The sequence below is a fragment of the Paenibacillus alginolyticus DSM 5050 = NBRC 15375 genome, from assembly GCF_000422905.1.
GTDB classification, from domain to species: domain Bacteria; phylum Bacillota; class Bacilli; order Paenibacillales; family NBRC-103111; genus Paenibacillus_E; species Paenibacillus_E alginolyticus.
This window is the reverse complement of the sequence record NZ_AUGY01000045.1, coordinates 54,202-68,712: the sequence shown is the minus strand read 5'-3', so window position 1 is coordinate 68,712 and position 14,511 is coordinate 54,202. Positions and strand designations below refer to the sequence as shown.

At 47.3% G+C, this 14,511-nt stretch carries 11 protein-coding genes and 1 pseudogene; all 12 read left to right on the top strand.

All coding sequences use genetic code 11. The features are described from left to right. Window positions 1-224, top strand: a 224-nt coding sequence (locus tag G519_RS49110; RefSeq protein ID WP_029196283.1) for a group II intron maturase-specific domain-containing protein, incomplete at its 5' end; no start/stop codon positions are given. Between the two features lie 52 nt (window positions 225-276). Continuing rightward, window positions 277-1,035: a group II intron maturase-specific domain-containing protein gene (locus G519_RS43820; protein ID WP_051253538.1), complete on the top strand. Its 759-nt coding sequence runs from the start codon at window positions 277-279 to the stop codon at window positions 1,033-1,035. A gap of 365 nt (window positions 1,036-1,400) precedes the next feature. Next, window positions 1,401-1,993, top strand: a pseudogene (locus G519_RS43815) (YdeI/OmpD-associated family protein). A gap of 119 nt (window positions 1,994-2,112) precedes the next feature. Continuing rightward, window positions 2,113-3,714, top strand: a complete 1,602-nt coding sequence (locus tag G519_RS0120405; protein WP_029196282.1) for a response regulator — start codon at window positions 2,113-2,115, stop codon at window positions 3,712-3,714. Window positions 3,715-3,735: 21 nt separating this feature from the next. Next, entirely contained in the window at window positions 3,736-5,514 is a 1,779-nt protein-coding gene (locus G519_RS0120400; RefSeq protein ID WP_029196281.1) for a cache domain-containing sensor histidine kinase, read from the top strand. Between the two features lie 203 nt (window positions 5,515-5,717). Further along, window positions 5,718-7,124 (top strand): ABC transporter substrate-binding protein, encoded by a 1,407-nt coding sequence (locus tag G519_RS43810; RefSeq protein WP_051253537.1) that lies wholly within the window; start codon window positions 5,718-5,720, stop codon window positions 7,122-7,124. Window positions 7,125-7,262: 138 nt separating this feature from the next. Beyond that, window positions 7,263-8,216 carry a carbohydrate ABC transporter permease gene (locus tag G519_RS0120390; RefSeq protein ID WP_084160248.1) on the top strand — a complete coding sequence of 318 codons (954 nt, stop codon included), beginning with the start codon at window positions 7,263-7,265 and terminating at the stop codon, window positions 8,214-8,216. A gap of 15 nt (window positions 8,217-8,231) precedes the next feature. Further along, window positions 8,232-9,065, top strand: a complete 834-nt coding sequence (locus tag G519_RS0120385) for a carbohydrate ABC transporter permease (RefSeq protein ID WP_029196279.1) — start codon at window positions 8,232-8,234, stop codon at window positions 9,063-9,065. An 18-nt stretch (window positions 9,066-9,083) separates the two neighbouring features. Further along, window positions 9,084-10,046, top strand: coding sequence for a Gfo/Idh/MocA family protein (locus G519_RS0120380; protein WP_029196278.1), 963 nt, complete (start codon window positions 9,084-9,086; stop codon window positions 10,044-10,046). A gap of 37 nt (window positions 10,047-10,083) precedes the next feature. Then, window positions 10,084-10,953 (top strand): sugar phosphate isomerase/epimerase family protein, encoded by an 870-nt coding sequence (locus G519_RS0120375; protein ID WP_029196277.1) that lies wholly within the window; start codon window positions 10,084-10,086, stop codon window positions 10,951-10,953. Between the two features lie 30 nt (window positions 10,954-10,983). After that, window positions 10,984-13,470 carry an alpha-mannosidase gene (locus tag G519_RS0120370; protein ID WP_029196276.1) on the top strand — a complete coding sequence of 829 codons (2,487 nt, stop codon included), beginning with the start codon at window positions 10,984-10,986 and terminating at the stop codon, window positions 13,468-13,470. Between the two features lie 157 nt (window positions 13,471-13,627). Then, complete coding sequence (locus tag G519_RS0120365) at window positions 13,628-14,410, top strand: SDR family NAD(P)-dependent oxidoreductase (protein WP_029196275.1); 783 nt, start codon at window positions 13,628-13,630, stop codon at window positions 14,408-14,410. Window positions 14,411-14,511: the final 101 nt, after the last annotated feature.

Here is a 14,511-nt window from a genome sequence, read left to right as displayed (position 1 = left end):
CCTCGATTAGAGGGTGGATCAACTACTATGGACACTTCTGCAAGTCGCAGCTCTATCCCGTTTTACGCCATATGAACGAGGCACTCATCCATTGGGCAAGAAGGAAATACAAGAAACTGGAGAGGCACAAGACAAGGGCGACAAATTGGATGGGACGACTTGCAAAGAATCTTCCTAAACTGTTTGCACACTGGCAGATGGGAATACTGCCTACGGCTGGATAATGGGAGCCGGATGAGCCGAGAGGTTCACGTCCGGTTCTGAGAGGGCCTGAGGGTGCGATTCCCTCGGGCTACTTACCTTCTGCTATTCGCTAAGACAGAAGAAGGGATCCAAAAGGCAGCTGAAATTACAAGCGAAACGTTGCAAGAGCTTGGACTAGAGGTTGCCATGGAGAAAACAAAGTTCGTGAATTTTAAAGATGACGACTTTGACTTTTTAGGGTTCACCTTCGAACATTGGCGTGAGAGAAAGAAAGACGGAAAGAAATACTTCGTAGCCAAACCCAAAGAAAGCACATGGAAAGATTTCAAACAGAAGGTCAAGGAAAAGACAAGGAAAACACTGACGCTGAACAAAAAGACTTGGATAGAACGAGTAAATCCGATCATCCGAGGGAAAGTGAATTACTTTCTAACGTTGTACCATGCCGTGGAAGAAAACAAACGGCACGGTCAAGAAAGTCACTGTTTCATCAACGCGTGCAGAAACCAACTCTTTGACATAGATGGATACGTCCGTCGAAGGTTGCGAGTAGCGATGATACATGATCATCCGAGTCAAAGAAAAGGGCATGCAATGACAACAAAGTGGAACAACGAATTCTTTGTCAGAGTTGGTCTAATTCCAGCCTTCTGGCTCTACTATGAAGCACAATATGGATACACATTAGAAAATTACATCCAGTATATGAAGGATAAACAGAAAGTGAAAAGTACCAGTAGATTAGCAAAGATGAAAGAACGTGGACAAGAATATTACACGCCTGAGCGCGTTCGGAAAATGCAATATGCCCAGAGATTAGCTATATACTAAGTTCAAGTTGAATCACGTTGGTGAGCCGTATGCCTTAGTAGGGCACGTGTGGTTCGATAAGGGGGGAGCCATGAGAGTGGTTCCCCTACTTTATTTTGGATAAAGAGTTGTTTTCCCATGAGAAAGATCATCTGGATTGTTGTTGCAATTGTAATGACGTTGGCTTAAAAAATGATGTCGAGTAACAAGAATATGATCTAATAAATGGCCTAATCCCATCCCCGACAGAGATCGGAGAAGTGCAGAAGGGCGTGGGCACGAGACTCGTCCAGCGTTAGACAAGACTAGTGAATAAAGTTAAAATGACATTATGACTAGTAGTAGAATGAATCAGCTGATCGAAAAATTAGAGAGGGTGTTCCTTGATGACAAAGAGTAGAATGAATCCTAAGGTTGATGGATTTTTAAGGAAAGCCAAAAAGTGGAAGGAAGAATTTGAGAAGTTGAGAAGTATCGTTCTTGACTGTGAGCTGACCGAAGAAATTAAGTGGACGCATCCATGTTACACGTTTCAGGAAAAAAACATAGTTTTAATACATGGATTTAAAGATTATTGTGCGCTTCTGTTTCACAAAGGCGCTTTATTCAGGATGCCCATGGGATTCTAATCCAACAAACGGAGAATGTACAGGCGGCGCGTCAGATTCGGTTCACCCATGTTCGAGAAATAGATGAAATGGAAACCATCTTGAAAGCCTATATTTATGAAGCCATTGAAGTTGAAAAAGCCGGTTTGGAAGTGGATTTTAAAAAGAATACAGCATACATAATTCCTGAAGAATTTCAAAATAAACTCGATGAAATCCCTGCCTTGAAAACTGCTTTTGAAGCATTGACGCCGGGACGGCAAAGAGCATACCTTCTTCATTTTTCTGAACCCAAACAATCCAAAACTCGAGAGTCAAGGGTTGAAAAAAGGTTGCAGCAAATTCTGTGTGGAAAGGGATTAAATGATTAGTAAGGGAAATATTGATGATTGTAAGAGGACAAGAACATATATCTATAGAGATCTGCGCGGAGCGCGGTTTTATTATTTTAGGATGAAACTCTTATCTATCAAACAAGAGGAGAGTGCTTATGTATTCTTTATTGATCGTTGACGATGAAAGATGGGTTCGTCAAGGTTTGCGTTCAACCATTGATTGGGAAGCGGAAGGTATCGAAGTACTTGGTGAAGCGGAGGATGGAGAAGAGGCTTTACAATTAATTCAAACCCTGACACCGGATATTATCATCACGGATATCAAAATGCCGCGAATGGATGGTCTTGCTTTCATTGAAACGGTCAAGAATCGCAATCTGCCGTCAAAGATTATTATTATTAGCGGATACAGTGATTTCGATTCCGCCCAAAAGGCCCTGAGATATGGGGCGTCCGACTACGTTCTTAAACCCATCGAAGAAACGCAGATGCTGGACATAGTGCGTAAATGCATCTCACAAATCAAGCGCGAGAATGAAGATCATCGTGAGTTGATTCGGATGTCGGGACGCATTCGAGAAAGCTTACCTCTGGCCAGACAGAGGTATTTTGAAACGCTTCTAATGAATGAAAGCGCTTCAAATCAATATTTAAGGTCTCTGTGGGATCAGCTTAACATCCATTTGGATCCCAGTCGGTTGAAAGTGATATGTGTAAAAGTGTATGATTGGGGGCCGCATTCTTATAATCCGAAGGAGCACTATTTGCTTCGTTATGCCATAGGCAATATTGCTAAAGGAATTGAATATGCAGGGGGGAAGACGATAACATGCCCTTTGGACCATCTTGAAGATACAGATCTCGTCATATTACAGTCCCCATTCTATGAGGGGAACTGCTGGAGCGAACAAGATATGGAATCCCTCATCGAAGTTTGCCGCCGGTACTTGAGGATCGGGATCAATATCGGGATAAGCAGAATGAGCGAGAGCGCTCACCTTCATGCATCTTTCCAAGAAGCTGTTCACGCTGGCGCTTACGCGTTTTATGACGGTTACGGAAAGGTTTACGAAGCAGAGCGATTGGAGCAGCCTCAATCTCTGCAGGTTCTGGAATATACGGGGCCTAACGGTTGGGATAACCGGTTCGTGCATGTGGTGAAATTGGGCGATGATGCGGTGCTTATTGAATTGATTGATGAGCTGATTGCACATTTGCAAATGAGTCGACAGAAATATCCTCCTCATCAGCTGCGAAACGGATTGGCAGCTCTGCTATATGAAATTGAAAAGAAGCTGGAGTCAAGTTACCCCTTCAAGCAGTACTCAAGCAGTAAAAGATTTTTTCTTCCTTACTGTACTTTGTCGGAATTGAAAGACGAATTGTTGACGGTTGTCCGCCAATACCAACAAGTCCACAATGCCTGCGGAAATCGAAAAAGGTCCATAGAACTGGCAATTAAGTATTTGGAAGCGCATTGTACGGAAGCGATTACCATGAACCGGGTTGCCGGACATCTATTTTTGAATCCATCTTATTTCAGCAAAATATTCCATGAGAAAACAGGCGAAACTTTCAGCAAATATTTAATTCGCCTCAGGATGGAAAAGGCCAAGAACCTTCTTAAAGCTTCGACGCTTAAAATATACGAGGTCGCCGAGCAGGTAGGTTATCAGGATTTTCGGCATTTTGTCAAGTTGTTCAAGGACCAGGAGGGGATGACACCTGCCCAGTACAGGGATTTGGGAGATATGTAACCTGACCGAGGGGGAGCCGGTATGAATCTTCATGCGCATTTAAAATGGCGTTCAGTGGGCTACAAATTGTTTATTCTATTTTTTGTCAGCATGTCCATGTCCATTATGATCATGGGTTATCTCTCCTATCATAAAGCCAATGACATTATTAGTTCCAAAGTATCGCAGGTTGCTTTGCAAACCGTGCAGCAGGCTAACAGACGTCTCGAATTGTTATTGAACGAGTATGCTAACCGGTCTCTAATCGTTTTCGGTAACAGAGAAATCCAGAAAGGTATTCTCGGAGAATATCGGGAAAGCTATGATCAAAGTCACAACAATCAGAAAATCTCCAATTTTTTGTCCAATTTGGTTAACGTGAAAAACGACACTCTGAATATTTATATTTTGGGTGTTGGCAACGCTTCCTATCGGTTGTCAAGCAATGGCTTTGCGGAGCTTCCAATGGTTGGGAAAGACGATCAAGCTCAAGAATGGTACAAGCAAATTATAGCTGCTAACGGTCAGGTGGTATGGTACGGCATTCGTCCGACTTTTATAAAACAAAATAACAACGAAGACGCTAAACCGGTCTTTGTGCTCGGTAGGGCGCTCAAAAATTTCGACCATATCAATCAGAACATAGGTGTGCTCATCATGGAGTTTAATCCTGAACCGATACAGCTTTTTATGTCTGAGGTCGATTTTCAAGCGCAAGGCACTACGTTTATCGTCGATCCAAACAACACGGTTGTAGCTGATTCGAATGCTTCCCGTCTCATGCAGCCTTCCGGGCTGAATCTTCCTTCCGAACGAAGCGGGTTTTTAACCTACGTGGTGGATGGCAAAGAAATGATGGTGGTCTTCGATAGATCGAAGATAACCGATTGGAAGTTTGTCGGAATGGCACCGATCCAAAACCTGGTCAGCGATTCGAGAGAAATCGGTTTCTATACGGTCTATCTTGTCATTGGATTTAGCGTTGTGGCCATTGCGCTTGCCTTAGTATTTGCCAAGCAAATGCACAAGCCTGTCAGGAAGCTGTTCTGGTCCATGCGCAGAGCGAGAGAAGGCGACTTTGACGTGCAAATTACGGATGTACGAAGCGACGAATTTGGCATGTTATTTCACAGTTTTAATACGATGGTCACAAGAATCAAAAATTTAATCGATGAAGTGTACATTCAGAAGCTATTAAAAAAAGAAACCCAATTGAAGATGATGGCGTCTCAAATTAACGCTCATTTTTTATACAATACGCTGGATTCGATTCACTGGATTTCCCGCATTTATAAAGTTGATGAGATTAGTACGATGATCTTCGGTTTGTCCAAATATCTCCGGATCAGTTTAAGCGAGGGAAACGATTTTTTTACCGTAAAGGAAAGCGCCGAATTGCTGGAAAGTTATTTGTCCATACAAAAGGTGAGGTATCAGGACAAATTCATGGTCAATATGAATATGGATCCGACGATTCTGCACTACCGGGTATTGAAATTCGTCTTTCAGCCGCTGGTGGAGAACGCGATTTATCACGGTTTGGAAAATAAACAGGGGAGCGGCCGGTTGGACATATGTTGGAGAATGGAACAACAAATTCTTTATTTCGAAGTTGAGGACGACGGCATCGGGATCGAATCCGAAAAATTGGCGGAGCTGACGGAAGTGCTGGAAAGCGACGAGGTAGTCGGGGAACATAATTTTGCGCTGAGAAATATTAATACACAAATCAAATTAGCTTATGGCAAGGAGTACGGGCTCTTCATAGACAGCACTCTTGGTGTTGGTACTAAAGTCACGTTGGTCATTCCATTAAGATAACGAAATTAAACACCTTTCATTGGTTAGATGGTTGCTCGTCACTTCCTATTACCAAATAAGAGAGGTATGTTTTTGCCGTAATCAGATAAACACACAAAAATAACACACTAAAAACAAAAATCCCCTCGTTTCGAGCATGTATGAAAACGCATACAATTAAGGTGTGCTCGGAAGCGAGTATATGACAAAGAGGAGGTTAAAATATGAACAATGAAAAGGTACAAGCGAGTAAGAGGGGTAAAAAGTTTGTAACATTGCCTTTAGCGGCAACCTTGGCGATGGCTTTGACGATCACCGGCTGCAGCAGCTCGACGAACACGGCATCATCTGGCGGCGATAGCAAAGCAACGGATGCGAAAGCTACAGATACCAAAACTGCAGATGCCAAAGGCTCGGGCGCACCTGTTACGATTGATTTCTGGTTCCCGTGGGGCGGAGATTACCAAAAAGATTTCAAAGCAAATGTTGTCGATGTATTCGAAAAGCAGCATCCAAACATTAAAGTGAAAATGACATTCGTTGAAACTACGGGTCAAACACAAGCTTCCGATAAATTGTTGACCGCCATCGCAGGCGGTAATCCCCCAGATGTTGCCTTGTTCGATCGCTTCTTGATCGGTTCTTGGGCGGCGAAAGGCTCCTTGACGGACTTAACGGGCTATGTAAAGGGCAGCGGTATTCAAGCGGATGATTATTATAAAGGACTTTGGGCCGAAGCTGTTTATAAAGAGAAAGTGTACGCATTGCCTTGGGGAACTGACACCCGGGCCATGTTTTACAACAAGACATTAATGAAAGAAGCTGGGCTTGATCCGAACAAGCCGCCGCAAACCATTCAAGAGTTGGATCAAATGGCCGAGAAAGTTTTCAAGAAAGGCGGCAACGGTAAATACTCGCAAATTGGGTTCATACCTTGGATGAACCAAGGCTTCTTCTATACGCAAGCCTGGAACTGGGGCGGCAAATGGGAGGATGGCAGCCATAGCTTGACTCCCAACGACCCGCAGAACGTGAAAGCACTCGCATGGATGGCCGACTATGCGAAAAAGTATGATATCGGCAACTTGACCAGCTTCTCCGACGCCATGGGACAAACCGGCATGAACCCGTTCTGGACGGGAAAGGTCGGCTTCGTGTTCGACGGCAACTGGATTCTGAACGATTTGGCGAAATACAAGCCTACCTTTGAATGGGGTGTCGCTCCGATGCCGGCGACTGAAGGCGCTAAACCGGTGACATGGGCCGGCGGTTGGTCGTATGTCGTTCCGAAGGGTTCCAAGCATGAGAAAGAAGCTTGGGAATTCGTTAACTTCGTAGGGCATAAGGAAGGTACACTTCTTTGGGCGAAGCGGAAAAATGCCGGTAACGATATTACGGCTATGCCGTCAGTTAACGACCAATTGAAATTGGCCGACATTCCGAATCTGAAAGTTTTCCTTGATGGAATGCCGACAGCCTTCACTAGACCTGTTTCTCCGGCTGGCGCCTTCCTCTGGAACGAAACAATGCGCGTACAAGATTTGGCGATTCATGGTAAAGGGGACGCACAGGCTCTTCTCGATGAAGTGAAAAAGAATGTAGATGCGGAATTGGCTAAGCAGAGCAACTGATTCCTATAACGAGCATTAAAGTCAAAATATAGAGGGTAGGGCGGATGCTTTGCCCTCCCTCTTTTACCACATCATCTTCAAAAGACCTCGATAGAAGTTAATCTCACAGAATAGAAATGCAAAAAGGAGGTAATAGGAATGCCTGCGATCGAAACTTCCGCAAAAAAAATGACTGTTTTAGTTGATGTGGCCAAGAGTAGGAAAACCCGATTCGAGAAAAAGATCAGCCTGTTCGGTCTCATCTTCGCGTTGCCCTGGATTGTCGGTTTGCTTCTTTTTCACGCCTTTCCGTTATTCATGTCAGCTTACTATAGTTTAACCTCCTACAGCATCCTGGAGTCGGGGAAATTCGTAGGATTCAATAACTACGCGACACTTTTTCAAGATAAGGTCTTCTGGATCAGTATTTATAATACCTTGTACTATACGGTGATTTTTGTCCCGCTGAGCATAGTGATGGGTGTAGGACTAGCCCTCCTTCTGAATTTGAAAATACGCGGTCAAGGCTTTTACAGAACGTTATTTTTTATCCCCAGCTTGGTGCCGCCTGTAGCGACGACGATCATTTGGCTCTGGCTGTTAAACCCGCAATTCGGGCTTGTGAACTATTGGCTGGATCAAATCGGCATCTCCGGACCGCCATGGATCGGAAGTGAAGCTTGGTCTAAGCCATCCTTAATTCTAATGAGCTTGTGGGGGACAGGGCAAGCGGTCGTTATTTATTTAGCGGGTCTGCAGGATATCCCTCAAGATTACTATGATGCCGCCCAAGTGGATGGAGCTAACGCATGGCAGCGGACGAAGACCATTACGTTGCCCCTGTTAACGCCCGTCATCTTTTTCAACTTGATTATGGGCACCATCGGCGCTCTGCAAAATTTCGTTCTGCCTTACACACTCACGAACGGACAGGGTACACCAGCCAATTCAATGATGTTTTACGTGATGTATTTATACACGAACGGTTTTGGCTATTTAAAGATGGGATATGCTTCTGCCATGGCCTGGATTCTTTTCTTAATCGTGGTCATTTTAACGGCGTTAATCTTTGTCTCTCAGAAACGCTGGGTCCATTATCAAGGAAAAGAATAGGGAGGGGGAACCGTCATGGGAAGCACTAGACTTGGAAATTTTCAAAAAGTATTTGCTCATGTCTCTTTAATTGTGGTTGGCGCCTTTTTTCTGTCGCCGTTTCTATGGATGGTTTCCACTTCACTCAAGGCGAACAGCGAATTATTTCTCTGGCCGCCTGTGTGGATTCCAAGCGTTATGGAATGGAGCAATTATCCTAAAGCGATTGACTATATTCCTTTTTTTAAATATTTGTCGAATACGGTTACGATTGCAGGTCTGGCGACTGTGGCGGTTTTATTCTCCTGCCCACTTGTCGCTTATAGCTTAGCCAGAATTCCATGGAAGGGTGCCAAGCCGCTTTTTGCGATTACGCTCATTGTCATGATGCTGCCTTACCAGGTAACCATGATTCCTATTTTTATCGCATTCAAAAACTTCGGCTGGGTAGGGACTAATATCCCTTTGTGGCTGCCGGCCTTTTTCGGCGCCCCGTTCTTCATCTTCCTGCTTCGGCAGTTTTTCATGGGCTTGCCCAGAGAGCTTGAAGACGCAGCCCGGATTGACGGAGCTTCCGAACTTCGCATTTATTGGCAAATCATGCTTCCGCTATGCCGTCCCGCTTTATTGACGATTGCTTTATTCCAGTTCATGGGCAGCTGGACGGACTATCAGGGACCGCTGATTTACTTGTCGGATGAGAACCAATATACTCTAATGCTCGGCATGCAGGCTTTCAAGTCCCAACACGGGGCCGAATGGCAGATGATGATGGCTACGCTAGTCATGATTACGCTGCCGATTATCCTTCTTTATTTCATCGTTCAAAAGGCGTTTATCCGAGGAATTACTTTCTCAGGAATTAAATAAATCAGGAGGCGCAGTAGCATGAGCACAATTCGTGTAGGTATGATCGGAACAGGTGGCATTTCCCAATGGCATGCCCGCCAATTGTTGGAATTGAAAGAGGTAGAAATAAAGGCGATTACGGATACGAGCTCCGAAAACCGGGAGAAATTCGCCGCCAAGTTTAGCCTTACCGGTGTAAAACAGTTTTCGGAGTATCAGGACATGCTGGATCAGGTGGAATTGGACGCCGTCGTCATTTGCTCTCCGCATACACTGCATTTCCAGCAAGCGACCGATGTGCTGAATAAAGGGCTGCATGTGTTGATTGAGAAGCCGATGACCTGTTCGTCGGAGGAAGCTGAGCAATTGATCACTACCGCAGAAAAGGCGGGAAAAGTGCTTCAGGTGTCGTATCAGCGCCATTTTCAGCCGGAGTTCCTGTTCATACGTGACGCTATTGCAAACGGAGAAATCGGCAAGCTGACTTCGATCACTGCTTCCCTGTACCAGGAATGGAAGCAGGGAACAACCGGCTTGTGGCGACAAGTGCCGGAGCTTTCGGGAGGCGGCATGCTGATGGATTCCGGCAGCCACATCATCGACGTGCTGCTCTGGACGACGGGCCTTACTCCGGTTGAAGTTAAGCCGAGTCTACATTTGCAGGGAGCCCCGGTGGAGATCGACTCCTTTACTTCGATCCGCTTCGCCGAAGGCGCTGTAGCAGGACTCAACGTTGTCGGCTACGCACCGTGCTGGCATGAGACCTACGTATTCTGCGGCGAAGAAGGCGGCATTTTCTACGACAACGGCAAAATTACGATCCGACGCCTGCACGAGGAGCCTGTCGTTCCGGAGCTGCCGAAGCAAACGACGAATCAGGATAAGAGCTTTATTGACGCGATCCTTGGACGCCATGAAGTAAAAGTGCCCGGTTCCTTTGCGCTGAAAGTCGTGAAATTCACAGAAATGATTTATCAAGCGGCTGGATATAAACCTTATTGAATAGTAGAACGAACCCAAAAAAAGGAGAGAACAATATATGAACGTACAAATCGGAATGCGCATTCCGCCGAAGATCGGCGCGGAAGGGTTGGAGCAAGTTGCCGCTTGGGCCGCTACAGCAGGCCTGGACGTGCTTGACGTTAGTAAGCTGAATCCTGAAGTCAAGCAAGTGTGCGACACGGCAGGAATTGGCATCGGCTCCGTCGATGCGGCAAAGACTGCCGAACTGTTAAGTAAAGATGAAGCCCGACGGGAGGCAGCGGTGGAATCGGTCAAGAAGCAGATGACCGACATGTCTGCGCTCGGCGCAAAGGTGATGTTCATGTGTCTTGTGCCTGAGGATCACACGATGCCCCGCAAGGAGAGCTTCGCCATTTGGAAAGACACATTTCCGGAGCTTGTTCGTCACGCCGAGCGCGAAGGGGTTTACATGGCTATCGAGGGCTGGCCAGGACCGGCTCCCCACTATCCGACGATCGGATGTACGCCAGAGATGTGGCGGGCTATGTTTGAAGCGATACCTTCCAAGCATTTCGGCCTCAATTACGATCCTTCCCATATGGTGCGGCTCGGTATCGATTATTTAAGAGCTTTGACAGAATTCGGTGAACGAATCAACCATTGCCACGGGAAAGATACGGAGATTCTGCATGACGAGTTGTACGAATGCGGCGTCTTGCCGGCGACTTTCGGCGCGAAATACGGATTCTCCGAAGGCTCGTGGCGGTATACGATTCCCGGACACGGCGCGGTGGAATGGAGTAGAGTCGCCGTGAGACTTGACCGTCTGGGCTATCAAGGCGCAGTCAGCATCGAGCTCGAGGATCACCGGTTCTGGGGAACGCTGGAGAAGGAACGGGAAGGCATTGTCAAGGCAGCGGAGCATTTGGCGCTGTATTTCAAATAACGGCAAGAGTTGCTAAAGGTGGAGAAGATTTTGTCGCAAGAGACCCGCATCTATATGATCGGTAATGCACATTTGGACCCGGTATGGCTATGGCAGTGGCAGGAGGGTTATGCGGAAATCAAGGCGACGTTCCGCTCTGCGCTGGACCGGATGAAGGAATTTCCCGATTTTATCTTTACGTGCGCCGGCGCTGCTTATTATAAATGGGTGGAAGAGAACGCTCCAGAAATGTTCGTGGAGATCCAACAAAGGGTTGAGGAAGGAAGATGGGTTGTAGTCGGGGGCTGGTGGATCCAGCCCGACTGCAACATCCCCTCGGGGGAGTCGTTCGCGCGCCATAGCCTTTACTCCCAAAGGTACTACTTGGAGAAATTCGGCGTCACGGCCAAAGTCGGCTATAACGTCGATTCGTTCGGGCACCATGGTATGATACCGCAATTGTTAAAGAAGAGCGGTATGGATTTCTATGTATTTATGCGGCCAGGAGAGCATGAAAAGCAGATGGACAGCGACTTGTTCTGGTGGGAAAGCGGCGACGGGAGCCGTGTGATGACCTTCCGAATCCCTTTCAGCTACGGCAACTGGTGGAAGGACGGCGATCCTGTTGAACAAAAGACGCGCGCCGTGGCAGCTTTAGCTGAGCAGCATGAATGCAGCTATATGAATTTTTATGGTGTCGGCAACCACGGGGGCGGACCTACGATCGCGAATCTTCAGACGATTCATCGTCTTCAGGAAGAGCTTGGCGCGGGTAAAATCGTCTTAAGCTCGCCCAACCGCTATTTTTCGGAAATAAGTGCTTTGCAAAGCGCTTCCATACCGATTCACAGGGACGATCTTCAGCACCATGCGAGCGGGTGTTATTCTACCCATGCCGAAACGAAAGCGAACAACCGCCGTGCCGAACACCGCTTGCTTACTGCGGAGAAATTCGTAACCATGGCCCATCACCTGCTTGCGCTGCCATACCCGGGTGAGAAGCTGCAGCACGGCTGGGAAAATGTCATGTTCAACCATTTCCACGATATTATGGGAGGTTGCAGCATTAAGGAGGCTTATCAGGACGCCCGCGAGGCATATGGCGAATCCCTTCATATCGCTTCGGTCGCACTGAACGCAGCAGTGCAAAAAATATCGTGGTCCATCAATACGATGCGGGAAGGCGTCACCTCGTTAAGCAAGGACAAGGATTGGGTGCTTTGGGAGCAGGAGGACAAGGGAATTCCGCTCGTCGTTTTCAACCCGCTCTCCTGGGACATCAAGGCGCCAATTCAAGTCAACAAGAACGTACGAGGCATCACGGACGATCAGGGAACTCCGGTATGCGTGCAAACGGTGAGGGGCTCCAGAACGAACGGTTCCGCCGATAAGTGGGACACCTTGTTTATGGGCGAAATTCCCGCTTTCGGGTACCGTGTCTACTGGATGTATAGAGACAAGCCGCAGGAAGCGGAGGCATCTCATTTAGCGCTGCAAACAGAAGAGAACGTGCTGGAAAACGATTACGTCCGACTGGAGCTTGAGCCACATACCGGGTATATCAAACGGTTGATCGATAAGAGGCAGGGGCAAGACGTGCTCAAAGGCAGAGGCGCCGTACCGGTCGTCATCGACGAGCACGACAGTGACACATGGAGCCATGGCATTTGTAAGTTCCGGAACGAAATCGGCAAATTTGCGGATGCTGAGATTCGCCTGCTGGAAAAAGGACCTCTGCGCGCCAGAATTCGAGTGACGAACCGTTACAACCGCTCGGTGCTGCGGCAAGATTTTATTCTATATCATGACCGCCCCGAAATTGAGGTTAAAGTAAAATTAGATTGGCGCGAAGAGCACAAAATGCTCAAGCTTTCATTTCCAGTAAACGTAGAGCAAATGAAAGCCACGTATGAAATTCCGTACGGACATATCGAGCGGCCCGCGAATGGGGAAGAAGAACCGGGGCAGCAGTGGATTGACGTCACAGGCCTAACGGAAGGGACAGCGGATCAAACTTACGGATTGGCTTTAGTGAACGACAGCAAATACAGCTTCGATGTATTCGAGAATGATGTAAGGATGACGGTCGTGCGCAGTCCCATCTTTGCGGATCACTTTGGCGTCAGGGATGAATGGTGCGAATTTATGGATCAAGGCGTCCAGGAATTCAATTATGGATTGGTTCCCCACGCCGGCAGTTGGCAGGATGCCCAGGTTGTAAAAAAAGCCTACGAATTAAATGTCCCGCCAGTCTCTATCGTGGAGACTTATCATCGCGGTGTGCTGCCGCAAAGTTTCGCAGGGATTCGGGTCTCCTCGGAGCAAATTGTCGTCACGGCATTCAAAAAAGCGGAGGACGGACAGGGCTATATCCTACGCTGCTACGAAACCTCGGGCAAAGAAGCATCAGCAACGATAGAAATTCCCATGCTTGAACGGAAATGGAGCGCACGATTCGGGAAATGCGAGATCAAGACATTCCGTATTCCGCTCTCAGCCGAGCAAGAGGTTCAAGAAAATAATTTTATCGAACTCTAATCTTGACTGTAGTCAATTCGATAAGACCTAGTATGCAATTTGTTATGGCTACTTCAGCAACGGGATCAAGAAAGCGGCCCCAAGACCAAGCTGTATCAAGGCCGTCCTGGCGAGGCTGCGAATAAACAGTGAATAATCTTAGGGTGAGGTGACTACAATGTCAACGATAAATTTGATAGGCAAAAACGCTCTTGTAACGGGTTCCAGCAGAGGCCTCGGCAAGCAGTACGCTTTGGATTTGGCACGTTCGGGAGCCAATGTCATCATACACGATGTCAATAACGAGGCGGCGGCACAATTCAATGAAGCGCCGTCGGGCAGCGACGTGGCTAAAGAAATTGCTCAGCTTGGCGTTAAGGCTACATTTATTCCCGGAGACGTATCCGACCCGGCGCAAGTGAAAGATCTCATCGAGCAGTCCATTCGGGCGTTCGGGTCGCTTGATATTTTGGTCAACAACGCCGGAGGAGATATAGGGTTTAGAACGCCTCGCCCGAATCCGAACGACTGCCTGGATATTTCCGTGGAAGACATTCGAGCGGTCGTAGAACGCAATTTGCTGTCAACCCTGTACGCCTGTAAATTTGCCGGACTTCATATGCGGGAGCGGCGCTCCGGAAAAATCGTGAACGTGGGTTCGCTTGCCGCACATGTCCCCGTCCGGGAGGGCATTATCTACGCTGCGGCGAAAATGGGGATTTCTCAATACACGCGCAGCTTAGCCGAACAACTGCGTCCGTATGACGTCAATGTCAACTGCATCTCGCCGACGGCGACCTATACGGCCCGTTTCCTCGCTACGCGGAGCGTGGAAAGTGAAGAACATCTCTCTCGTCTGCAGCGCATCGCGCAGCCGGAAGATATGTCGAACATCGTCTTATTTCTGTGCGGACCGCAATCCGATGCATTAAGCGGCGAAACGATCGTTTGCTGGAAATAGCCGCCTTCCAGAGCATTACGATTCAAACCGATATGAACGTGAATACGCAGATGTCATTCTTTATCCTATCGGAAGGGGTATCGCCCTTGGTGTATAGGGCA

Excerpts from the sequence above, each read along its gene's own strand:
- G519_RS0120385 (WP_029196279.1), top strand. The coding sequence starts at position 8,232 with ATGGGAAGCACTAGACTTGGAAATTTTCAAAAAGTATTTGCTCATGTC.
- G519_RS0120390 (WP_084160248.1), top strand. The coding sequence starts at position 7,263 with ATGCCTGCGATCGAAACTTCCGCAAAAAAAATGACTGTTTTAGTTGAT.
- G519_RS0120405 (WP_029196282.1), top strand. The coding sequence starts at position 2,113 with ATGTATTCTTTATTGATCGTTGACGATGAAAGATGGGTTCGTCAAGGT.
- G519_RS0120365 (WP_029196275.1), top strand. The coding sequence starts at position 13,628 with ATGTCAACGATAAATTTGATAGGCAAAAACGCTCTTGTAACGGGTTCC.
- G519_RS0120375 (WP_029196277.1), top strand. The coding sequence starts at position 10,084 with ATGAACGTACAAATCGGAATGCGCATTCCGCCGAAGATCGGCGCGGAA.
- G519_RS0120380 (WP_029196278.1), top strand. The coding sequence starts at position 9,084 with ATGAGCACAATTCGTGTAGGTATGATCGGAACAGGTGGCATTTCCCAA.
- G519_RS0120400 (WP_029196281.1), top strand. The coding sequence starts at position 3,736 with ATGAATCTTCATGCGCATTTAAAATGGCGTTCAGTGGGCTACAAATTG.
- G519_RS43810 (WP_051253537.1), top strand. The coding sequence starts at position 5,718 with ATGAACAATGAAAAGGTACAAGCGAGTAAGAGGGGTAAAAAGTTTGTA.